The organism is Nioella aestuarii (assembly GCF_050896395.1).
GTDB lineage: Bacteria > Pseudomonadota > Alphaproteobacteria > Rhodobacterales > Rhodobacteraceae > Nioella > Nioella aestuarii.
On the sequence record NZ_JBPBBA010000003.1, the window covers coordinates 96,851 to 113,886 of the forward strand.

The 17,036-nt window shown below is 59.6% G+C and carries 15 protein-coding genes and 1 tRNA gene; 2 read left to right on the forward strand and 14 right to left on the reverse strand.

Annotated elements, in window-relative coordinates:
- Positions 1-6 precede the first annotated feature (6 nt).
- The 6 genes from proB to ACROHD_RS03335 all read right to left on the reverse strand — a co-directional run bounded on the left by proB (position 7) and on the right by ACROHD_RS03335 (position 5,107).
- Positions 7-1,119 carry a glutamate 5-kinase gene (proB, locus tag ACROHD_RS03310; protein ID WP_432675909.1) on the reverse strand — a complete coding sequence of 371 codons (1,113 nt, stop codon included), beginning with the start codon at positions 1,117-1,119 and terminating at the stop codon, positions 7-9.
- Positions 1,107-2,144 carry a GTPase ObgE gene (gene obgE, locus ACROHD_RS03315; RefSeq protein ID WP_432675910.1) on the reverse strand — a complete coding sequence of 346 codons (1,038 nt, stop codon included), beginning with the start codon at positions 2,142-2,144 and terminating at the stop codon, positions 1,107-1,109. Before obgE ends, proB begins: the two co-directional genes overlap by 13 nt.
- 86 nt (positions 2,145-2,230) lie before the next feature.
- Positions 2,231-2,770 (reverse strand): GNAT family N-acetyltransferase, encoded by a 540-nt coding sequence (locus tag ACROHD_RS03320; RefSeq protein WP_432675911.1) that lies wholly within the window; start codon positions 2,768-2,770, stop codon positions 2,231-2,233.
- Between the two features lie 160 nt (positions 2,771-2,930).
- Entirely contained in the window at positions 2,931-3,200 is a 270-nt protein-coding gene (gene rpmA / locus ACROHD_RS03325; RefSeq protein WP_432675913.1) for a 50S ribosomal protein L27, read from the reverse strand.
- Positions 3,201-3,212: 12 nt separating this feature from the next.
- A complete protein-coding gene (locus ACROHD_RS03330; protein ID WP_432675914.1) occupies positions 3,213-3,857 on the reverse strand; it encodes a 50S ribosomal protein L21 in 645 nt (214 codons plus the stop codon).
- A 410-nt stretch (positions 3,858-4,267) separates the two neighbouring features.
- Positions 4,268-5,107, reverse strand: coding sequence for a DUF2059 domain-containing protein (locus ACROHD_RS03335; protein WP_432675915.1), 840 nt, complete (start codon positions 5,105-5,107; stop codon positions 4,268-4,270).
- 179 nt (positions 5,108-5,286) lie between these two features.
- Between ACROHD_RS03335 and ACROHD_RS03340 the strand changes: the two genes are divergently transcribed.
- Positions 5,287-5,376, forward strand: a tRNA-Ser gene (locus ACROHD_RS03340).
- A gap of 258 nt (positions 5,377-5,634) precedes the next feature.
- Here the strand turns inward: ACROHD_RS03340 and urtE are convergent.
- The 5 genes from urtE to urtA form a co-directional block, all read right to left on the reverse strand.
- On the reverse strand, positions 5,635-6,333 hold the full coding sequence (gene urtE, locus ACROHD_RS03345) for an urea ABC transporter ATP-binding subunit UrtE (protein WP_432675916.1): 699 nt from the start codon (positions 6,331-6,333) through the stop codon (positions 5,635-5,637).
- Positions 6,334-7,074, reverse strand: coding sequence for an urea ABC transporter ATP-binding protein UrtD (urtD, locus tag ACROHD_RS03350; protein ID WP_432675917.1), 741 nt, complete (start codon positions 7,072-7,074; stop codon positions 6,334-6,336).
- Entirely contained in the window at positions 7,071-8,249 is a 1,179-nt protein-coding gene (urtC, locus tag ACROHD_RS03355) for an urea ABC transporter permease subunit UrtC (protein ID WP_432675918.1), read from the reverse strand. The genes urtD and urtC overlap by 4 nt, the downstream gene beginning before the upstream one ends.
- A gap of 3 nt (positions 8,250-8,252) precedes the next feature.
- Positions 8,253-10,211, reverse strand: coding sequence for an urea ABC transporter permease subunit UrtB (gene urtB / locus ACROHD_RS03360; protein WP_432675919.1), 1,959 nt, complete (start codon positions 10,209-10,211; stop codon positions 8,253-8,255).
- A 90-nt stretch (positions 10,212-10,301) separates the two neighbouring features.
- Positions 10,302-11,564, reverse strand: a complete 1,263-nt coding sequence (gene urtA / locus ACROHD_RS03365) for an urea ABC transporter substrate-binding protein (RefSeq protein ID WP_432675920.1) — start codon at positions 11,562-11,564, stop codon at positions 10,302-10,304.
- Between the two features lie 129 nt (positions 11,565-11,693).
- Here urtA and ACROHD_RS03370 point away from each other — a divergent pair, with 129 nt between their 5' ends.
- A complete protein-coding gene (locus tag ACROHD_RS03370; RefSeq protein WP_432675921.1) occupies positions 11,694-12,563 on the forward strand; it encodes a LysR family transcriptional regulator in 870 nt (289 codons plus the stop codon).
- Between the two features lie 101 nt (positions 12,564-12,664).
- On the opposite strand, the gene ACROHD_RS03375 is transcribed toward ACROHD_RS03370, so the two are convergent.
- The 3 genes from ACROHD_RS03375 to cysS form a co-directional block, all read right to left on the reverse strand.
- A complete protein-coding gene (locus ACROHD_RS03375; RefSeq protein WP_432675922.1) occupies positions 12,665-13,435 on the reverse strand; it encodes a squalene/phytoene synthase family protein in 771 nt (256 codons plus the stop codon).
- A complete protein-coding gene (cimA, locus tag ACROHD_RS03380; RefSeq protein ID WP_432675923.1) occupies positions 13,432-15,054 on the reverse strand; it encodes a citramalate synthase in 1,623 nt (540 codons plus the stop codon). The genes ACROHD_RS03375 and cimA overlap by 4 nt, the downstream gene beginning before the upstream one ends.
- A 106-nt stretch (positions 15,055-15,160) precedes the next feature.
- Positions 15,161-16,591, reverse strand: coding sequence for a cysteine--tRNA ligase (gene cysS / locus ACROHD_RS03385; RefSeq protein ID WP_432675924.1), 1,431 nt, complete (start codon positions 16,589-16,591; stop codon positions 15,161-15,163).
- Positions 16,592-17,036: the final 445 nt, after the last annotated feature.

Sequence of the window (17,036 nt, forward strand, 5' to 3'; positions counted from 1 at the left end):
GAAAGGTTAAAGCGCCATGTCGTCACGATGGATCAAGGCGGCACGGCCCGGATATCCCAGGATTGGTTCGATCTCTGCCGATTGGTGCCCTGCGATGGCGGCAGCCTCGTCCGAGGTATAGCGGATCAGACCCAGGCCAAGCCGCGCGCCGTCGGGGCCTTCCACGGCCACGGGGTCGCCGCGCAGGAACCGGCCAGAAACCGCAGTGACCCCGGCAGGCAAGAGCGACTTTCCCCGGCCAAGCGCCGCAACAGCACCCGCATCAAGCCGCACCGTGCCCTTTGGCTTCATCGCGGCAATCCAGTGCTTGCGCGCGGTCTGCGGATCCTGAGTTGCCGTGAACCAAGTGGCGTTCGCACCATTTTCCAATGCTGTCAGAGGGTTGAGAACCGATCCCTCCGTAATCGCCATGGCACAACCCGCGGCGGTTGAGGTCCGCGCAGCCATCAGTTTGGTCTTCATCCCACCCTTGGACAAGCCCGACCCTGCATCACCCGCCATTGCCTCGATCTCGGGCGTGATCGCCGGGATAACATCATAACGGGTGGCCGACGGATCATCCTTGGGATTGCCGGAATAGAACCCGTCTACATCCGACAACAGGACCAGCTGATCGGCAGCGACCATCGCGGCCATGTTGGCGGCAAGACGGTCATTGTCGCCATAGCGGATTTCATCCGTGGCGATGGTGTCATTCTCGTTCACGATCGGCAGCACGCCAAGGCCAAGCAGGGTGGCCATCGTGTTGCGGGTATTCAGATAACGGCGGCGGTCGGCGCTGTCTTCCAGGGTGACGAGGATCTGGGCAGTGGATATCCCGTGGGGTGCCATCGCTTCTTCATACGCGCGGGCCAGGCGGATCTGGCCAACGGCGGCGGCGGCCTGTGCCTGTTCGAGCGCCAAAACCCCCTGCCCCAGACCAAGAACCGAACGGCCGAGCGCGATGGAGCCCGAGGACACCAGAACCACGTCAACACCACGCGTCTTTATGCGCGCCACATCCTCAGCCAGCGAATGCAACCAATCGGTACGCAACGCTCCGGTGTTGCGGTCGACCAGCAGGGCGGACCCGATCTTGACCACCAGACGCCGGGCGTCCGACAGGCTTACGGCTGCCATGCGTCGGGTGCCTCCTCCGCACCCTTTTTTTCACGCAGGCGCTTTGCGTCGATCTTGCCGCGCAAGGCGCGCAGCACATCTGTCACGCCTATCTGGGCCACACCGGACATGGTCATGACGGGACCGGCAGCAGCCTCCAGCGCGGCTTTCTTTTCGGCCAGTTCATCCTCATCCAGCGCGTCGATCTTGTTCAGGACCGTGATGCGCGGCTTGTCGGCCAGACCGGCACCATATTGTTCGACCTCATGGATGATGGTCTGGTAGTCTTCTACCACATCCTCAGACGTGCCATCGACCAGATGCAGCAGCACCGCGCAGCGTTCGACATGGCCGAGGAAGAGGTCGCCAAGCCCCCTGCCCTCATGCGCGCCTTCAATAAGGCCGGGAATGTCGGCAACGACAAATTCCACCCCATCCACACCCACAACACCCAAATTGGGGTGGAGCGTTGTAAAGGGATAGTCAGCAATCTTGGGCCGCGCGTTCGAGGTCGCGGCGAGAAATGTGGATTTTCCTGCATTTGGCAGGCCAAGCAGACCTACGTCAGCGATCAGCTTGAGCCGCAGCCAAATGGTGCGTTCAATCGCTGGCTGGCCGGAATTTGCCCGACGCGGCGCTTGGTTGGTAGAGCTTTTGAAATGCAGGTTGCCGAAACCGCCATTTCCGCCACGGGCCAGAACCACGCGCTGACCCAGTTCGGTCAGATCTGCGATGACTGTTTCCTCGTCTTCTTCCAGCACCTCGGTACCAACGGGAACGCGCAGAACGATGTCATCGCCATCCTTGCCGGTGCGTTGATTGCCCATCCCCGGCTGACCGTTCTTGGCGAAGAAATGCTGTTGGTAGCGAAAGTCGATGAGCGTGTTCAGCCCGTCGACGGTTTCCACAACCACATCGCCGCCCCGGCCGCCATCACCGCCATCCGGGCCGCCATATTCGATAAACTTTTCGCGCCGGAAGGATACGCAGCCGTTACCACCCGCTCCGGAGCGGATGTAAACCTTGGCTAGATCGAGGAATTTCATGTGTAAGGTTCCCCGCGGGGTCGTCCCGCATGGTCAGAGGGATTAGAGGGAACCGGGCCGGGGCTCAAGCCCCGGCGCGCGCGCCCTCAGCTTAGTTTGCGCAAATAGGTCCAGGTTGGCACCTTGGCGCCGCGGGCCACTGAAAACGCCTCGGCATCACCCAGATAGGCGAATTTGGCGTTGGTCAGCACGCGTGCCGATCCCGGATTGTCCTGAAACACGCTGGCAAAGATCGTGTCATTCATCAGCGGGTTGGCTGCTACCAACGCCTTTACAGCCTCAGACGCCAGCCCGGTGTTCCACATCACAGGTGCGACCCAATAGCTGATTTCAGACTGGTTGCGGTCCATCTGCTGAAGGGAAATCACCCCCATCAGTTCGGACCCGCCCTGTTCCGTGGCATCCATAGCCCAGACATGTTCGCGCCGATCCTCGCGCTGTGCCTTGGCGACAAGCGCTTCGGCCGCGCCTGGTGGCAGCGGATGCGGGATAGAGGTGGTCTGTTCAGCGACACGACGATCGGACGCATACATATTCAGCAGCCCGGCATCCGAGGTGCGCAAGGGCCGCAGCACGAAGCGCGGGGTATCGACGGCGGTCTGTTGAACGATCGTCTCCTGTTTCATTCTGTTCCTCCTCAGAACAGTGGTCTTTCCGGGGTCTCGCCCGCCACCTGCCCTTTTCACTTGGGGCCTCTGGCGGGGCTCCTCAAGGCCACTGCCCCGAAAAGTGAAAGGGGACCGGCCTTGATGCCGATCCCCCTTTTATCTTGCAAAAGGTCCGGCGTTACTCGGCGGCTTCCGCCTCCGGCATCACGGAAATGAAGGTGCGGCCCTTCAGTCCCTTGTGGAACTTCACGGCGCCGTCGACGGTTGCAAAGATGGTGTGATCCTTGCCCATGCCGACACCTTCGCCCGGCCACCATTTGGTGCCACGCTGGCGCGCGATGATGTTGCCCGGGATGACGGCTTCGCCACCGAACTTCTTGATGCCAAGACGGCGACCGGCAGAGTCGCGGCCGTTACGGGAGCTACCGCCTGCTTTTTTATGTGCCATGGGTGTCTCTCCTTATTCTGCGATTTTGGCTTGAGCCTGAGCGACCCAGCCTTCGCGTTCGATGCGGCCCTTGAACGAAAGCTTTTCGTCCATGGCTGCGATATCGTCAGCAGTCCACGCGGCGATCTGAGCGAAGGAGGTCACGCCTGCTTCGTGCAGTTTCTTTTCCAGCGCGGGGCCGACACCGGACAGTGCCTTCAGGTCGTCAGCGCCGGCAGCTTCTGCTGCGGGGGCGGCTTCGGCCTTGGCGGCTTTCTTGGCGGGCTTGGCGGCGGGGGCTGCTTCGGCTGCGGTCGAGACCGAGCCTGCGCCCACGGCTGCTTTCACACCGGTTGCATCCGCGCCAGAGGCGAGAATGTCGGTGATCCGCACGAGGGTCAGCTTCTGACGGTGGCCCTTGGTCCGCTTCGAACTGTGCTTACGGCGACGCTTGACGAAGTGGATGAGCTTTTCGCCCTTGATCTGGTCGATGACAGTGGCCTGAACGGCAGCACCGGCAACAGTCGGCGCACCCAGAACGGTGCTATCGCCACCGAGCATGAGAACGTCGTTGAATTGGATGGTTTCGCCAGCATCGGCAGCCAGTTTCTCGACGCGCAGAACGTCACCGGACTGAACCTTGTACTGCTTGCCACCGGTCTTGAGGACCGCAAACATAGGCATCTTCCTTTTTCTCCCGCGCCCTGTGGCCCCCTACTCGGGTGTTGGTGCGACCGGTGTCGCGCCTCGGACAGCGTGCCCCGCTTTGGGACATCGGTTGTAAATAGCAAGCGCCGCCCGAGTCGTCATGGGCGGCGAATGAAGCCCGCTGATGCCCTAGCCCGCCGGTGAAGTCAAGCGACAAAGGCCGATATTGCCTGACATCAGCCGACGTTTTTCCCCGTGTCGGCACACGCTGCAACTGTGGGCCCTTGCCCATAACACGCTTCGTCGACTGGTGTCGCGTTATCCTACCTGAAACGCCACGTCGACGGCTATCATCATAGGCCTTGCCACATAGCCCCAGGCCCGTTGGTCAATGCGGCGGCGGGGAACATTCTATTAGGGTAGTCCGGCCCGGCAAAGGCTTAGGTGGGCTCCCCTGTCATGAAGATCGCTGCGGCGTTGCCAAGACGGTAGCTCATCTCGGAAAAAACAGCTTCATAGCCTGCGAAGATCGTAGAGTTATAAAGCTGCCCCGCATCGGATTCAGAGAAGGCGATATAGGCTTCAAGCTCCTCATCCGACAGTTCCGCATAGGCCATCAGCTGGAAGGAATAGAGCCACAGGATCGTGTCTTCCCGGATTTCTGGCTCGGATTGCCAAACCTGGGTCAGGATCATGTCCTCCGGGATGGGACGTTCATAAGCGCCGCCATCGGACATGCCACGCAGGAACGAGAAATTGGCGTTCAAAGCGCCCATCACGTTGAAATCCACGAAGTCATTCACTTCAGTAAAGCGTTCGAGCAAGTCCAGCCGGGGATCGGCATCGGCAAGATACTGAAAGTAGACTTCGTTCGCGGCGTCTTCCACCGCCTGATCCGTGATCGCTTCCCACGCGGTCAGTTCGCCCTCTACAATCCGCTCGCCAAGCTCGGACGAGAAGAAGGCCAGGATCTCCTCAGCGCGTTCTTCTGTCAGCCGATCCTCTGGAAAACCCTCGTAAAACGCCGCCCGCAAACTGTCATGCGCATAAAGCCCGTCCACGATGTGTCCCCAAGCCGCGCCACCGCGCCCGGGAAACAGGTCTTCTTCCAAGCCGCGCCCGTCGCGTGTGCCCGCCTGCACCATGATCCCGATGCTTTGCTCAAGGCCGATTGCATCCAGCATCGCCAGCGTATCCTCGCGCAGCGCGACAGAGGTTTGGGCAAGCAGTGGCCCGGCCCCGATGACGAGAGAGACAGACAAACAAATCGCACGCAGCATGAGCGGTCCTTTCGATGGAAACCTGCAATGGCTCTGCATCAGACAATGGGGGGCCGTGTTGGGGATTTCCAGCCATCGTCAGGACAAATCCGCTTGATCGGCGGGAAACCGTCACTTCCCCCCTTGCACGCCCGGAAAGGACCGTCTAAATCCCCGCCTCACGACCCCTGATAAAGCGCGGAGAGGTGCCGGAGTGGTCGAACGGGGCGGTCTCGAAAACCGTTGTGGGTGCAAGCCCACCCAGGGTTCGAATCCCTGTCTCTCCGCCATATCTTTTCTCCATGCATCGTGATCCTGCCGATACTTTGAGTGGTCCTGTGCGATGTGGCACAAAGCACTTCAGCAGAGTCCGGACTCATCGCTAATCTTTACCAAGGTGCGCCAGACAATCGACCCAATGGTTGATCGGCCTGATGCGCTGCCAAAAACAGCCCGATGCCCGGATTTGTGCATCACAGAAGTGGATTGCCCTGCGTCAAAGCATGGCTTTATCCCTGCCGGGTCAGCCTAAGACGACAAGCCGCGTGTCAGACCTTGAAGGCTTTTGCCAGCTCTTCACGTGACAGCTCTGCCTTCGCCTTTTGATAGGAAACGGCACCTCGGTCGATGACGTAGAACTGGTCTGCCATCTCGTAGGCGAAATCGAAATACTGCTCGACCAACACAATCGCCATGTTTCCCTGATCCCGGAGAAATTGGATCACGGTGCCGATCTGTTGGATGATATTGGGCTGGATTCCCTCGGTCGGCTCGTCAAGCAGAAGGAGGCGCGGGTTGGTGACCAGTGCCCGACCGATCGCAAGCTGCTGTTGCTGCCCGCCCGAAAGGTCACCCCCTCGGCGGTTCTTCATTTCCTTGAGAACGGGGAACAGTTCGAAGATCTGGTCAGGTATCATCCGCTTTCCGCGCGGAAGACAGGCCAACCCGGTTTCCAGGTTTTCCTGAACGGTCAGAAGCGGAAAGATCATCCGTCCCTGCGGGACATATCCGACACCACGATTGGCCATCGCGTGCGGGGGAAGTATCGGCAGGCTTTCTCCGTCCAGGGTCAAAGACCCGCCAGAACGTGGATGGGTGCCGGAAATTGCCTTGAGAAGGCTGGTTTTCCCGACACCATTGGTGCCCATTACGCATGTCACCTGGCCGATGCTGGCCTCCATCGAGATCCCGTAGAGAATCTGGCTGCCGGAATAATGTAGGGTCAGGTCAGTGGTGCTCAGCATCATTCAGCGTCCCAGGTAAACGTCGATGACCTGCTGGTTCGAGGTCACGTGATCAAGGCTGCCTTCGGCCAGAACGGAGCCTTCGTGCAGAACCGTCACTTTGCAATTCAGCTTGCGGACAAAATCCATGTCGTGTTCCACAACGACGACAGCACGGGTGCGGGCGGCTTCCTTCAGCAGCTCGGTCGTGTGATCCCGTTCCGGCCCTGTCATGCCTGCCGCCGGTTCGTCGACCAGCAGAAGTCGCGGCTCCTGGGCCAGCAACATTCCGATTTCCAGCCATTGCTTTTGCCCGTGGCTTAGAATGCCGGCAAGGGTGCCCAGATGATCAGACAGCCCGATTTCCCCGGCCAGCTGCCGCACCCTGTCATGATCCGCCTCAGAGGGCTTGAACAGCAGGACCTTGAACGGTCCCCGGTCCTTCTTCAACGCAACCATCAGGTTGTCGGCGACGGTCTGATCCTCGAACACGGTCGGGCGCTGGAACTTTCTTCCGATCCCTTCCCGAGCGATCTGCGCCTCGCTGAGGCCGAGCAGGGAAATCCCCTTGTCGCCCCAGAGCACCCTGCCCTCATCTGGCTTGGTCTTGCCGGTCACGATGTCCATGAAGGTGGTTTTTCCGGCCCCGTTCGGCCCGATCACCGCGCGCAGCTCAGGTTCACCGATCTGAAACGCCAGATTGTTGATGGCGCGGAAGCCGTCAAACGTGACGGAAACGCCGGAAACTTCCAGAAGCGTGCTCATTTCGCGGTCTCCTCAGGGCGTTTTCGAATGATGAAGTCGACCAGACCACCCAAACCCTTGGGTGCAAAAAGGGTGACAAGGACAAAGCCCAGACCAAGAAGAACGGTCCACCAGTCGACCCAATGGATTGTGTAGAACCCAAGGTTCACATCCGGCGCCCGCCCACCTGTAAACCAGGTTGACAGAAGCGACACGACCGCAGCGCCGATCACCGCGCCATAGAGCCTTCCGCGGCCGCCGATTGCCACCCAAACCGCAAGGTAGATCGACGCAATCGGGGCCAGCTCGTCAGGGTTGATGATCCCGGCCTGCGGGTAGTAGAGCGCACCGGCTATTCCGGCGATGATCGCCGTGACGGTGAACACGAAGAGCTTGTAGCCCTCGACCGAATAGCCAAGGAACCGCACGCGTGCCTCATCGTCCCGAATGCCCCGGATCACGCTGCCGAACTTGCCCGACATCACCCAGGCAGCGAAGACATAGGCCACCGCCAGCGCCAGCACGGAGGCCCAGAGAAACCAGATCGAGATGATGCTTTGCGGTACGTCCTCCGCCCCGGGAATGTTCTGCAAGCCTGACAAACCGTTGTTGCCGCGAAGACCGGTGTCGTTCTGAAAGAGGTAGAGCGACAAGGCCAGGGTCATGGCTTGCGTCAGGATCGACAGGTAAACGCCGGTGACACGGCTGCGGAAGGCCAGCCAGCCAAAGACCAGCGCCAGAAGCCCCGGCACCAGCACAACCAGCGCAAGCTGAGCAACCAGGCTATCCGCGAAGGCCCACATCCAGGGCAAACTGTCGCCGCCCACCACGCCGAAAATCTGCACTGCAATGGCGTCGGCAAGCTCGGTCGGTGTCGGCGGCAGCTGCCCCTGAGACAGCGAGGCGGCGATCACGTCCTCCGTCCGCGCGTACATCAGCCACATTCCGATCATGTAGCCGCCGAGCGCGAAGAAGGCGAAATGACCAAGGCTCAGGATACCGCAATAGCCCCAGACCATATCCATGGCGAGCGCGATGAGGCACAGGCAGATTGTCATTCCCAGGGTTTTGACCAGAGAGGTGGAGATCACCCCCATCCCATAGCCTTCGGCCAGCAATGAGACGCCAAGTGCGAAGCTGGCAAGCACGGCAAGCATGATCGGCACAGAGCGGTTTTGGCTGAACAGATCTTTCATGGCTCAAGCCTCTGCTGCGCGGCCCTTTAGGGCGACGATGCCCTTGGGGCGGAACTGGATGAAGAGGATGACGAAGAGGATCATATAGGTCTGCGCCGCAAGGGTGTTCGACGGGTTCAGCCACTCGATCCCCTTTTGCAGGAAGCCGATCAGTGACGCGCCTGCAAGCGTGCCGAAGATGTTTCCAACGCCCCCCACGACCACGGTCATGAAGCTCTGCACGATATAGTTGGCTCCCAGTTCGGGCGTGACCTGCGCGAACAGGCCAATCGCGACGCCAGCAATGCCCGCGATGCCCGAGCCAAGCCCAAAGGTCAGCATGTTGATCCGGTCGGGGTTGATCCCCATCGAAGATGCCATCGAGGGGTTCTGCGTGACCGCGCGCACTTCCAGCCCCAGGCGTGTTTTATTCAGGATCAGCCACAGCAGACAGAAGAACAGAACGCCAAGCCCGAAGATCGCAATGCGGATATAGCTGATCGCAACCACGTCGTTGAACACAAGCGATCCGGCAAGCCAGTCCGGTGCCGTAAAGGGCCGCGCCTGCGCGCCGAAGATCTGCCGCACGATCTGTTGCAGGGCAATGGATATGCCGAAGGTCGCAAGCAGCGTTTCCAGCGGCCGGGAATAAAGCCAGCGGATCACCAGCCGTTCCATGGCCACGCCTGCGCCGAAGGTAATAACAAATGCCAGAGGCAGGGCCACGACGATGGACATCGTGTAATCGGGGATGAACGTTTGCACGACATAGCCTGTATAGGCGCCCATCATGATGAATTCGCCATGCGCCATGTTGATGACGCCCATCACCCCAAAGGTGATCGCCAGCCCGATGGCCGCAAGAAAATAGATCGAGGCAAGTGAGATCCCGTCAAGCGACAGGTCCACCAGCTCCAGCATACCTACCCTTGTGTTAATCGCCGCAACGGTTTCTTCGGCGGCGGTGGTCACGGCAGCAGAGGATTCGCGGTAAAGGTCATAGAACACATGGGCCGCCAGCAGCTCTTCCCGCTCCGCTTCGCTTGGCGATGCTGGCGCAAGGCCAGCCTCAACGAGGCTATCATAGGCAGCGGCGCGCGCGGTCTCTGTATTCAGCGTGTGCACGGGGTAGCCTGCGACCATGCCGTCCTCGATATTAGCGATCAAGGCGTCGCGGCGGTCTACTGCGGTCACGTAGGCGGGCGCAAGATCGGCCTCGACAAGCATGTCATAGGCTTCATCTGTCGGCAGCGCCTCGGTTCCGGGTGTCAGAACACGGGCGATGTTGCCGCTTTCTGGCAGGGTTTCGGCCACTTGCCGGCGGGTGGTCAACAGCGGGTTGAGCGCCGCCCGTGCCTCGACCCTCAGATCACCGGCGAGGCTTTGGATGGCAGCCACCCGCTCGGCTTCGTCCTCCGCAAAAGCGATAATCATGCGGGTTTGCAGCCACTCGGCCGAAGCGCGCAGGTCCGGGTCGGTTTCCTGTTCCAGCATCCGGGCGATAAGGGGCAATTGATCGGCATCGGGGGAACGGTCGATGGCGTCCAGTGCCGTAGCGCGGGTCGCCGGATCGGGCGACAGCAATTGAAACTGAACGAGAGCTGCACCAATCACTGTCTGCACGCCCCTGTTGGGCCGCAGCTGCGTGACCTCTCGACTGCCTGCGGTTCCGATGGCTTCCCCGGTATCTATGTCCAGCAAGACAAAGGGATCGGCATCTTCGTCTTCGACAAATACGAACACCCCGTCGCTGTCACGCATATACAGTTCGCGCGCCTGCCAACGTTGCAAAAATTCTGGAACCCCATTTGCATCGCTGTCTGTCAGGGCATCGAGCACCTCTTGTACCGTTCGGCGCGAGGCGTTTTCGACGAGGTCATGATGAGCTTGAAGAACTGGCTGTAGGCCGGTGGCATCCTGGGCTGACAGGGGCGCGGATGAAAGGAAGACTGCCGTTAAGGCGGCCAGGAAAAGCCTGGTCATGTCGTGAACGATCCAGATTGGTGCGGGAGAGACAGTGGTAGGGGCCGCATGGTCACAGCCCCCACCTGGTTGATCCTTAAGTGCCAGGGATCAGTAGTTCGATTCCAGCTGCACGCAGGTCTCGGTTTCGGTGTTGTACATGCCACAGCCGAGACCGGGCCAATCCGACACCAGCACAGCGCTTTCGGGCAGGTAGTCTGTCCATGCGTCGCCGGGCACTTCATCGGTCTGGCTGATGATCTCAAACTGGCCATCGGCCTGGATTTCACCGATCAGCACAGGCTTGGCGAGGTGGTGGTTGGGCAGCATTACCGCGGTGCCGCCGGTCAGGTTCGGGAATTCCTGGCCATACATCGCTTCACGAACGGCGTCGACGTCGGTGGTGCCCGCTTCGGTCACTGCGTTCACCCACATGTTGAAGCCGATATAGTGGGCTTCCATCGGGTCGTTGGTCACACGGTCCTCGCCGGCAAAGGCTTGCCATGCCTCGATGAACGCCTCGTTCTCGGGGGTATCGGCAGATTGGAAATAGTTCCATGCCGCCAGGTGACCAACGAGGTTGGAGGTATCAAGACCGGCCAGTTCTTCTTCACCGACCGAGAACGCAACCACAGGAATATCGTCGGCAGAGACACCGGAGGCGGCCAGTTCGTTGTAGAACCCGACATTCGCGTCGCCGTTGATGGTCGAGATCACACCGACCTGCTGCCCGCTTTCGCCAAGGGCGACCACATCAGACACGATGGACGACCAGTCGGAATGGCCAAAGGGCGTGTAGTTGACGAAGATGTTTTCCTGAGGGATGCCGTGATCCAGCAGATACTGTTCCAGGATCCGGTTGGTGGTGCGCGGGTAGACATAGTCGGTGCCGAGCAGAGCGAAGGTTTCGACGCCCAGTTCCTCAAGGAAATAGTCGACCGCCGGGATCGCCTGCTGGTTGGGCGCTGCACCGGTGTAGAAAACATTGCGCGAGCTTTCCTCGCCCTCATACTGAACGGGGTAGAACATCAGGCCGTTAAGTTCTTCCAGAACCGGCAGAACCGATTTGCGGCTCACGGAAGTCCATGCCCCGAAGATTACATCAACTTCATGCACGGTCAGCAGCTCACGGGCGCGTTCCGCGAATAGCGGCCAATCCGACGCCGGATCTACCACAACCGGCACGATTTCTTGGCCCAACAGACCCCCTGCTTCGTTCTGCTGTTCGATAAGCATCAGCATGACGTCGCGAAGAGTGGTTTCCGAGATCGCCATCGTGCCGGACAGCGAATGCAGGATACCGACGCGGATTTCTGCGTTTGCACCGGTCGCACAAAGGGCTGCGATTGCGCCCGAAAGTAGCAGTTTCTTCATGGAATTAGTCCCTTCTTCCTCCCTGCATTGTGCAGGTGCAGAAAGTGTTTGCAATTCTTCCTGTTGCTGTCTGCATCAAAATATTGCTATGCCCGATGCAGTTTTTGCATCACCTGGAAAGGTTGTGGCGTGCGTCACCTGCGAATTTACCGCGCGATCCGGACCATTCTTCGCGAAGGTTCAATCCGTAAAGCTGCTGAAATCCTGACGATTTCTCCCTCGGCGCTGAACCGAGCCATTCTGTCATTTGAAGACGAACTGGGGGTGGAGATTTTCGAGCGTCTTCCCGGTGGGGTGCGCCTGTCGGTTGCAGGCGAATTGTTGTTTCGCCACTTGGATGAGCACCTTTCGCGCATGGATGATTTCGTTTCACTCGTTTCTGAAATGCGCAGTGGCGTGGCGGGTGAGCTGCGCCTGTCAGTCAGCCGCGATCTGACAGAGGGTTTGCTGCCCCAGATCCTTGCACGCTATCGCGCTGCGCATCCCGGAATACGGATCAACATCGAGGAATCTGAAGGCCCCGATCTGCTCTCGGCCCGGCGGGTGGACCTGGCGCTTGTGACATGGCCTGAAACCAACAAGGGTTGCGAGGTTCTGCACTCTCATCAGGCGCGCGTCGTGGGCCGGGTCGGCCCGGCCTATCCGTTTGCCGGGCAATCGCTCTCGCTTGCGGATCTCTCTGACCACGTGCTGATCCTTCCGCCCGAGGGGTCTGGCCTACGGGTTGCGGTGGATCTGGCTCTGCGCCGCAGCCGAGCGACACCGCGAACAGTTCTCGTCTATCCGCGCCTGCTGCCCGATCTTGCCACAGCCCCACTGCCCGAGGTTCAGCCTGTTCTCAACTGGCGGAGCACGGTTCCAGACGGGTATGTTGACCTTGCGCCGTTACGGATTGCGCCGGTTCAAATCACGCTGATGAGGCGAAGCGATGGCATCCTGGCCAAACCGGCAGAGCAGTTTCACGCCACGTTGCATCGTTATTTCGATCAGCCTGAATGAGAGGCGAAATCCCCATTCAAAGCGGGGCGAAATACCCGGCGCATCGTCAGAAACCGTTTCCCGCCCCCGGTTGCACATGCAGGATCTCAGAAGGGGCAGCATCAGATGCGGCCGGTCACTGACGTTTTCAGAAGTCTTGCCTTCTTTGCGAACTCACTGATCCCAAGACGTCCATCGGCAACCCTGTGTGGATCGGCGACGATGGATCGCAGCAAAGGTTCCGTTGTCGAAAATGCGAACAGAGACGATCTGGCCGCAGCAGATATCTTGGATTGCGCGGCCCTGCCGCGTCGAAAGCGTGCCAATGCCCGTTCGGCCAGGGCTTTCACACCTTCGGGCCTGCCATCTAGCAGGGGCACCCTGCCGCGTGATTCCAGTTCCGGCACGGCACGCAGAAACGCGCCCACGCCACCGCCCCATGCGATATCTCGCACTGCCTGTTGCGCCTCCTCTGACGCGCCAAGCGCACGTGCGGCGATCCAGGTCAGATTGCCAGATGTCGCGTCGATATAAGCGTCAAATCGCGCGTCATCTTCAAACGCATCGCGGTAGACATCCCACCGGCGCGCCGCAACAAGAGCATCCAGAAGCGGGGCGTCCTCTGCTTGGACAGCTCCGGCGAGGGGCTCTGCCACCTCATGCGCGCGGGCTGGTTTGCCCTGCCCGATCTCCTCGGCCACATCGCGCCAGAACTGCAAGCGCATCTCGGCAATCATCGGCTCAGACGCGACCCATGGGGCGCGCGCCACCTCGAGGTTGAAGGCGTAAATCGGAAAGAGAATGGCACGGGCCGCTGGCGCTGCCGCCATTGTGGCAAGGAACCGGTCCGGGTCGCCACGTTCGACCAATTCAGCGCAGGCCTGAAGGCTCATGCCCCGGGCGCCCCGTCGCGGACCAGCTTCCAGGTGATGGCATCCAGCAAAGCCTCAAAACTGGCATCGACGATATTGGGCGAGACACCGACCGTAGACCACCGCCGTCCGGTGCTGTCCTGGCTGTCGATGATCACGCGCGTCACAGCCTCGGTTCCGCCTTGCGTGATGCGAACCTTAAAGTCCACCAGCCGGATATCGTCGATATAGGACTGGTAGGGCCCCAGATCCTTGGCAAGTGCCTTCGACAAGGCATTCACCGGGCCGCGATCCGCGCCAGTTTCATCCATGCTTTCGGACACAGACAGCATCTTCTGATCACCGATCTTAACCACCACAACGGCCTCGGAGAGGCTGACCATGTGATTGTATTTGTTCTTTCGACGCTCAACCGTGACCTTGTAGCGCTTGACCTCGAAAAAGGTGGGCAATTGTCCAAGCGCCCGGCGAGCCAGCAATTCGAAGCTGGCCTGTGCCGTGTCGTAGGAATAGCCCTCTGCCTCGCGCGCCTTGATCTCTTCGAGAATAATGCCAAGAGCCGGATCGCCCTTTTCAACGGTCAATCCTGCCTCTGACAAGCGGCGGATCAGGTTCGACTGCCCGGCCTGGTTGGACATCGGGATGATGCGGGCATTGCCGACCGTGGCGGGGTCGATATGCTCATAGGTCGTGGGATCTTTGAGGATCGCGCTGGCATGAAGCCCCGCCTTATGGGCGAATGCGGAACTGCCCACATAGGGCGCCTGGCGCATCGGCACGCGATTGAGGATATCGTCCAGCTTACGGCTGATCTTGGTCAACCCGGTCAGCGCGTCGAGGGTGATCCCGGTCTCATAGCGGCTGGCATAGGGTTCCTTCAGCAGCAGCGTCGGGATGAGTGTGGTCAGATTGGCATTGCCACAGCGTTCGCCCAATCCGTTCAGCGTGCCCTGAATCTGGCGCGCCCCGGCTTCCACGGCGGCAAGACTGCCGGCCACGGCGGTTTCTGTGTCATTGTGGGTATGGATGCCGAGCCGCTCGCCGGGGATGCCCGCCGCGATGACGTCAGCGGTAATGCGCCCGATTTCGGCAGGCAGCGTGCCGCCATTCGTATCGCACAGCACGATCCAGCGCGCACCATTGTCGAGCGCAGCCTTGAGACACTCCAGCGCATAGCCCGGATTGGCCTTGTAGCCATCAAAGAAATGTTCGGCATCAAACAGAGCTTCACGCCCCTGCGCGACCAGATGAGCGATGGACTTCGCGATGTTATCCACATTCTCGGGCAAACTGATGCCAAGCGCGGTTTCGACATGGAAATCATGAGTCTTGCCGACAAGGCACACCGCGCCAGTGCCCGCATTCAAGACGCCCGCCAACACATCGTCATTCTCAGCAGAGCGCCCTGCCCGTTTGGTCATTCCAAAAGCGGTCATTGTCGCGCGCGTTTTCGGGGCTGCATCGAAAAAAGCGCTGTCCGTAGGGTTCGCCCCAGGCCAGCCGCCTTCAATGTAGTCTACGCCAAGACGATCGAGCATGTTGGCGATGGACTGCTTTTCAACGGTGGAGAACTGAACGCCCTGCGTCTGCTGTCCGTCGCGCAACGTGGTATCATAAATGTAGAGGCGGGATTTGGTCATACGAACGCCTCCAAAGAAAAATCTTCTCGAAGATTTTTCTGGTTGCCGATCGTAGAAAAATCTTCAGGAAGATTTTTCAGGCCAGAAGAATTTTCGGGAAAATTCTTCATGCCAGCCCCTCCAACTTCGACGCGTCGAATTCCGGGGTCGGCACAAGCTCCACCCCTGACTTCGACATGCGCACTTCCAAACCCGCATCGATCAACGCGGCCTTGAGCCGGTCGACCTCGGAGAAGTCCTTTGTTTGCATCGCTTTGGTGCGCTCTTCGAATAAGAGCGTCGATAGAGAACTCAACTGGGCCTCGGCAGCCAGTTTCTCAGCAGCGCCATCAGACACCCATGCGCCCATGTCAGCAGTATCTTCAAGCAATCCCAACAGGCGCGCGGAAGCCGCAAAGTCATTGACCTCCATTGGATCGACATCAGAGCGCTGCTGGTCGCTGATACTTTTGGCGAGATGAAATAAGCGCGAAATGGCCTTTGACGTGTTGAGGTCATCTGCAAGCGCCTCGACTACATCATTGTCGGCCGTCCCTCCAGGTCCGGCTGACTCTGCCAAGGCTCTCCACCTGCGAAGGGTCTTCTCTGCATCCTCCGCCTTCTTTGCAGTCCAGTCCATTGGTTTGCCATAATGGGTGGACAAGAAAACAAACCGGATCACCTCGCCCGGAATGCCCTGCTCCAGCAAGTCATGGATGGTAAAGAAATTGCCAAGGGACTTGGACATCTTCTTGCCCTCGACCTGCAGCATCTCGTTGTGCAGCCAAACCCGGGCGAAACCGCCCTCGGGATGCGCGCAGCAGCTTTGGGCGATCTCGTTTTCATGATGCGGGAACATCAGGTCGTTGCCGCCGCCATGGATATCAAAGGTCTCACCAAGCAGCTCATAGGCCATGGCAGAGCATTCAATATGCCAGCCGGGCCGTCCCCGGCCCCAGGGGCTGTCCCATCCCGGCAGATCATCTGAAGATGGCTTCCACAGGACGAAATCCATCGGGTCGCGTTTGTAAGGGGCCACTTCGACCCGCGCGCCCGCAATCATGTCATCGACCGACCGGCCAGATAATGCCCCGTAGCCATCGTAGCTTTTCACCGAAAACAGTACATGCCCGTCCGCCGCATAGGCGTGACCCTTGGCAATCAGCGTTTCGATCATTTCAACCATCTGGCTGATATACTGCGTGGCGCGTGGCATCTGGTTGGGCTCCATCACGCCCAAGGCACCCGTATCGTCCAGATACCACTGCGTCGTTTCCGCCGTGATCTCGGAAATTGGCCGCCCGGTTTCTGCCGCCTTAGCGTTGATTTTGTCATCCACGTCAGTGAAGTTGCGCACATATGTGACGTGATCGGGCCCGTAGACATGGCGCAGCAACCGATAGACTACGTCAAATACCACAGCCGCCCGCGCGTTTCCGATATGGGCACGGTCATACACCGTGGGTCCGCAAACATACATGCGAACGTTATCGGACTCGATCGGCTCGAAGACCTCTTTCCTTCGAGTGCGGGTGTTGTGAAACTTAATCGTCGTCATGCCTGATCCTCACGCGGGGCGCTTGCGGGCGGACGTAGCAACTTCTTCGAGAATTTGGAAGCAACGAACGGACGGCTTTGCATGAGTTAACTCGCGGAGTTGCCGGTGCACCTGCCCGGTATCCATCGATGAATACCGGATAGAGGCAAATTAAGTCAGGGTATTATGCGGTTTTTCTGCCATTCTTTCAGTCCGGTTTTCTTTTGCGCTTGCAGGCTTGCACAAGCCTCCTTGTGTGTTGTGAAAGGCCCACCTTCGTTTCCGATGGGGGCATATGGCCGTGTCCACCGCCCAAACCGATCCGACAAATCAAGGCAATGGTCACAACCGAAATCTCGAAGGCAAACTCGCCAAACCGTTCCGGGGGGGGACACGCCCGCGATGGCGATTGCGACAAGAGAACTAAAAGCAAACCCGCCGCACGCAGGAACAGCGTTGCAGCGGT

Bases quoted from the DNA above. Each gene is read 5' to 3' on its own strand.
- proB (WP_432675909.1), bottom strand. From the start codon at position 1,119: ATGGCAGCCGTAAGCCTGTCGGACGCCCGGCGTCTGGTGGTCAAGATC.
- obgE (WP_432675910.1), bottom strand. From the start codon at position 2,144: ATGAAATTCCTCGATCTAGCCAAGGTTTACATCCGCTCCGGAGCGGGT.
- ACROHD_RS03320 (WP_432675911.1), bottom strand. From the start codon at position 2,770: ATGAAACAGGAGACGATCGTTCAACAGACCGCCGTCGATACCCCGCGC.
- rpmA (WP_432675913.1), bottom strand. From the start codon at position 3,200: ATGGCACATAAAAAAGCAGGCGGTAGCTCCCGTAACGGCCGCGACTCT.
- ACROHD_RS03330 (WP_432675914.1), bottom strand. From the start codon at position 3,857: ATGTTTGCGGTCCTCAAGACCGGTGGCAAGCAGTACAAGGTTCAGTCC.
- ACROHD_RS03335 (WP_432675915.1), bottom strand. From the start codon at position 5,107: ATGCTGCGTGCGATTTGTTTGTCTGTCTCTCTCGTCATCGGGGCCGGG.
- urtE (WP_432675916.1), bottom strand. From the start codon at position 6,333: ATGATGCTGAGCACCACTGACCTGACCCTACATTATTCCGGCAGCCAG.
- urtD (WP_432675917.1), bottom strand. From the start codon at position 7,074: ATGAGCACGCTTCTGGAAGTTTCCGGCGTTTCCGTCACGTTTGACGGC.
- urtC (WP_432675918.1), bottom strand. From the start codon at position 8,249: ATGAAAGATCTGTTCAGCCAAAACCGCTCTGTGCCGATCATGCTTGCC.
- urtB (WP_432675919.1), bottom strand. From the start codon at position 10,211: ATGACCAGGCTTTTCCTGGCCGCCTTAACGGCAGTCTTCCTTTCATCC.
- urtA (WP_432675920.1), bottom strand. From the start codon at position 11,564: ATGAAGAAACTGCTACTTTCGGGCGCAATCGCAGCCCTTTGTGCGACC.
- ACROHD_RS03375 (WP_432675922.1), bottom strand. From the start codon at position 13,435: ATGAGCCTTCAGGCCTGCGCTGAATTGGTCGAACGTGGCGACCCGGAC.
- cimA (WP_432675923.1), bottom strand. From the start codon at position 15,054: ATGACCAAATCCCGCCTCTACATTTATGATACCACGTTGCGCGACGGA.
- cysS (WP_432675924.1), bottom strand. From the start codon at position 16,591: ATGACGACGATTAAGTTTCACAACACCCGCACTCGAAGGAAAGAGGTC.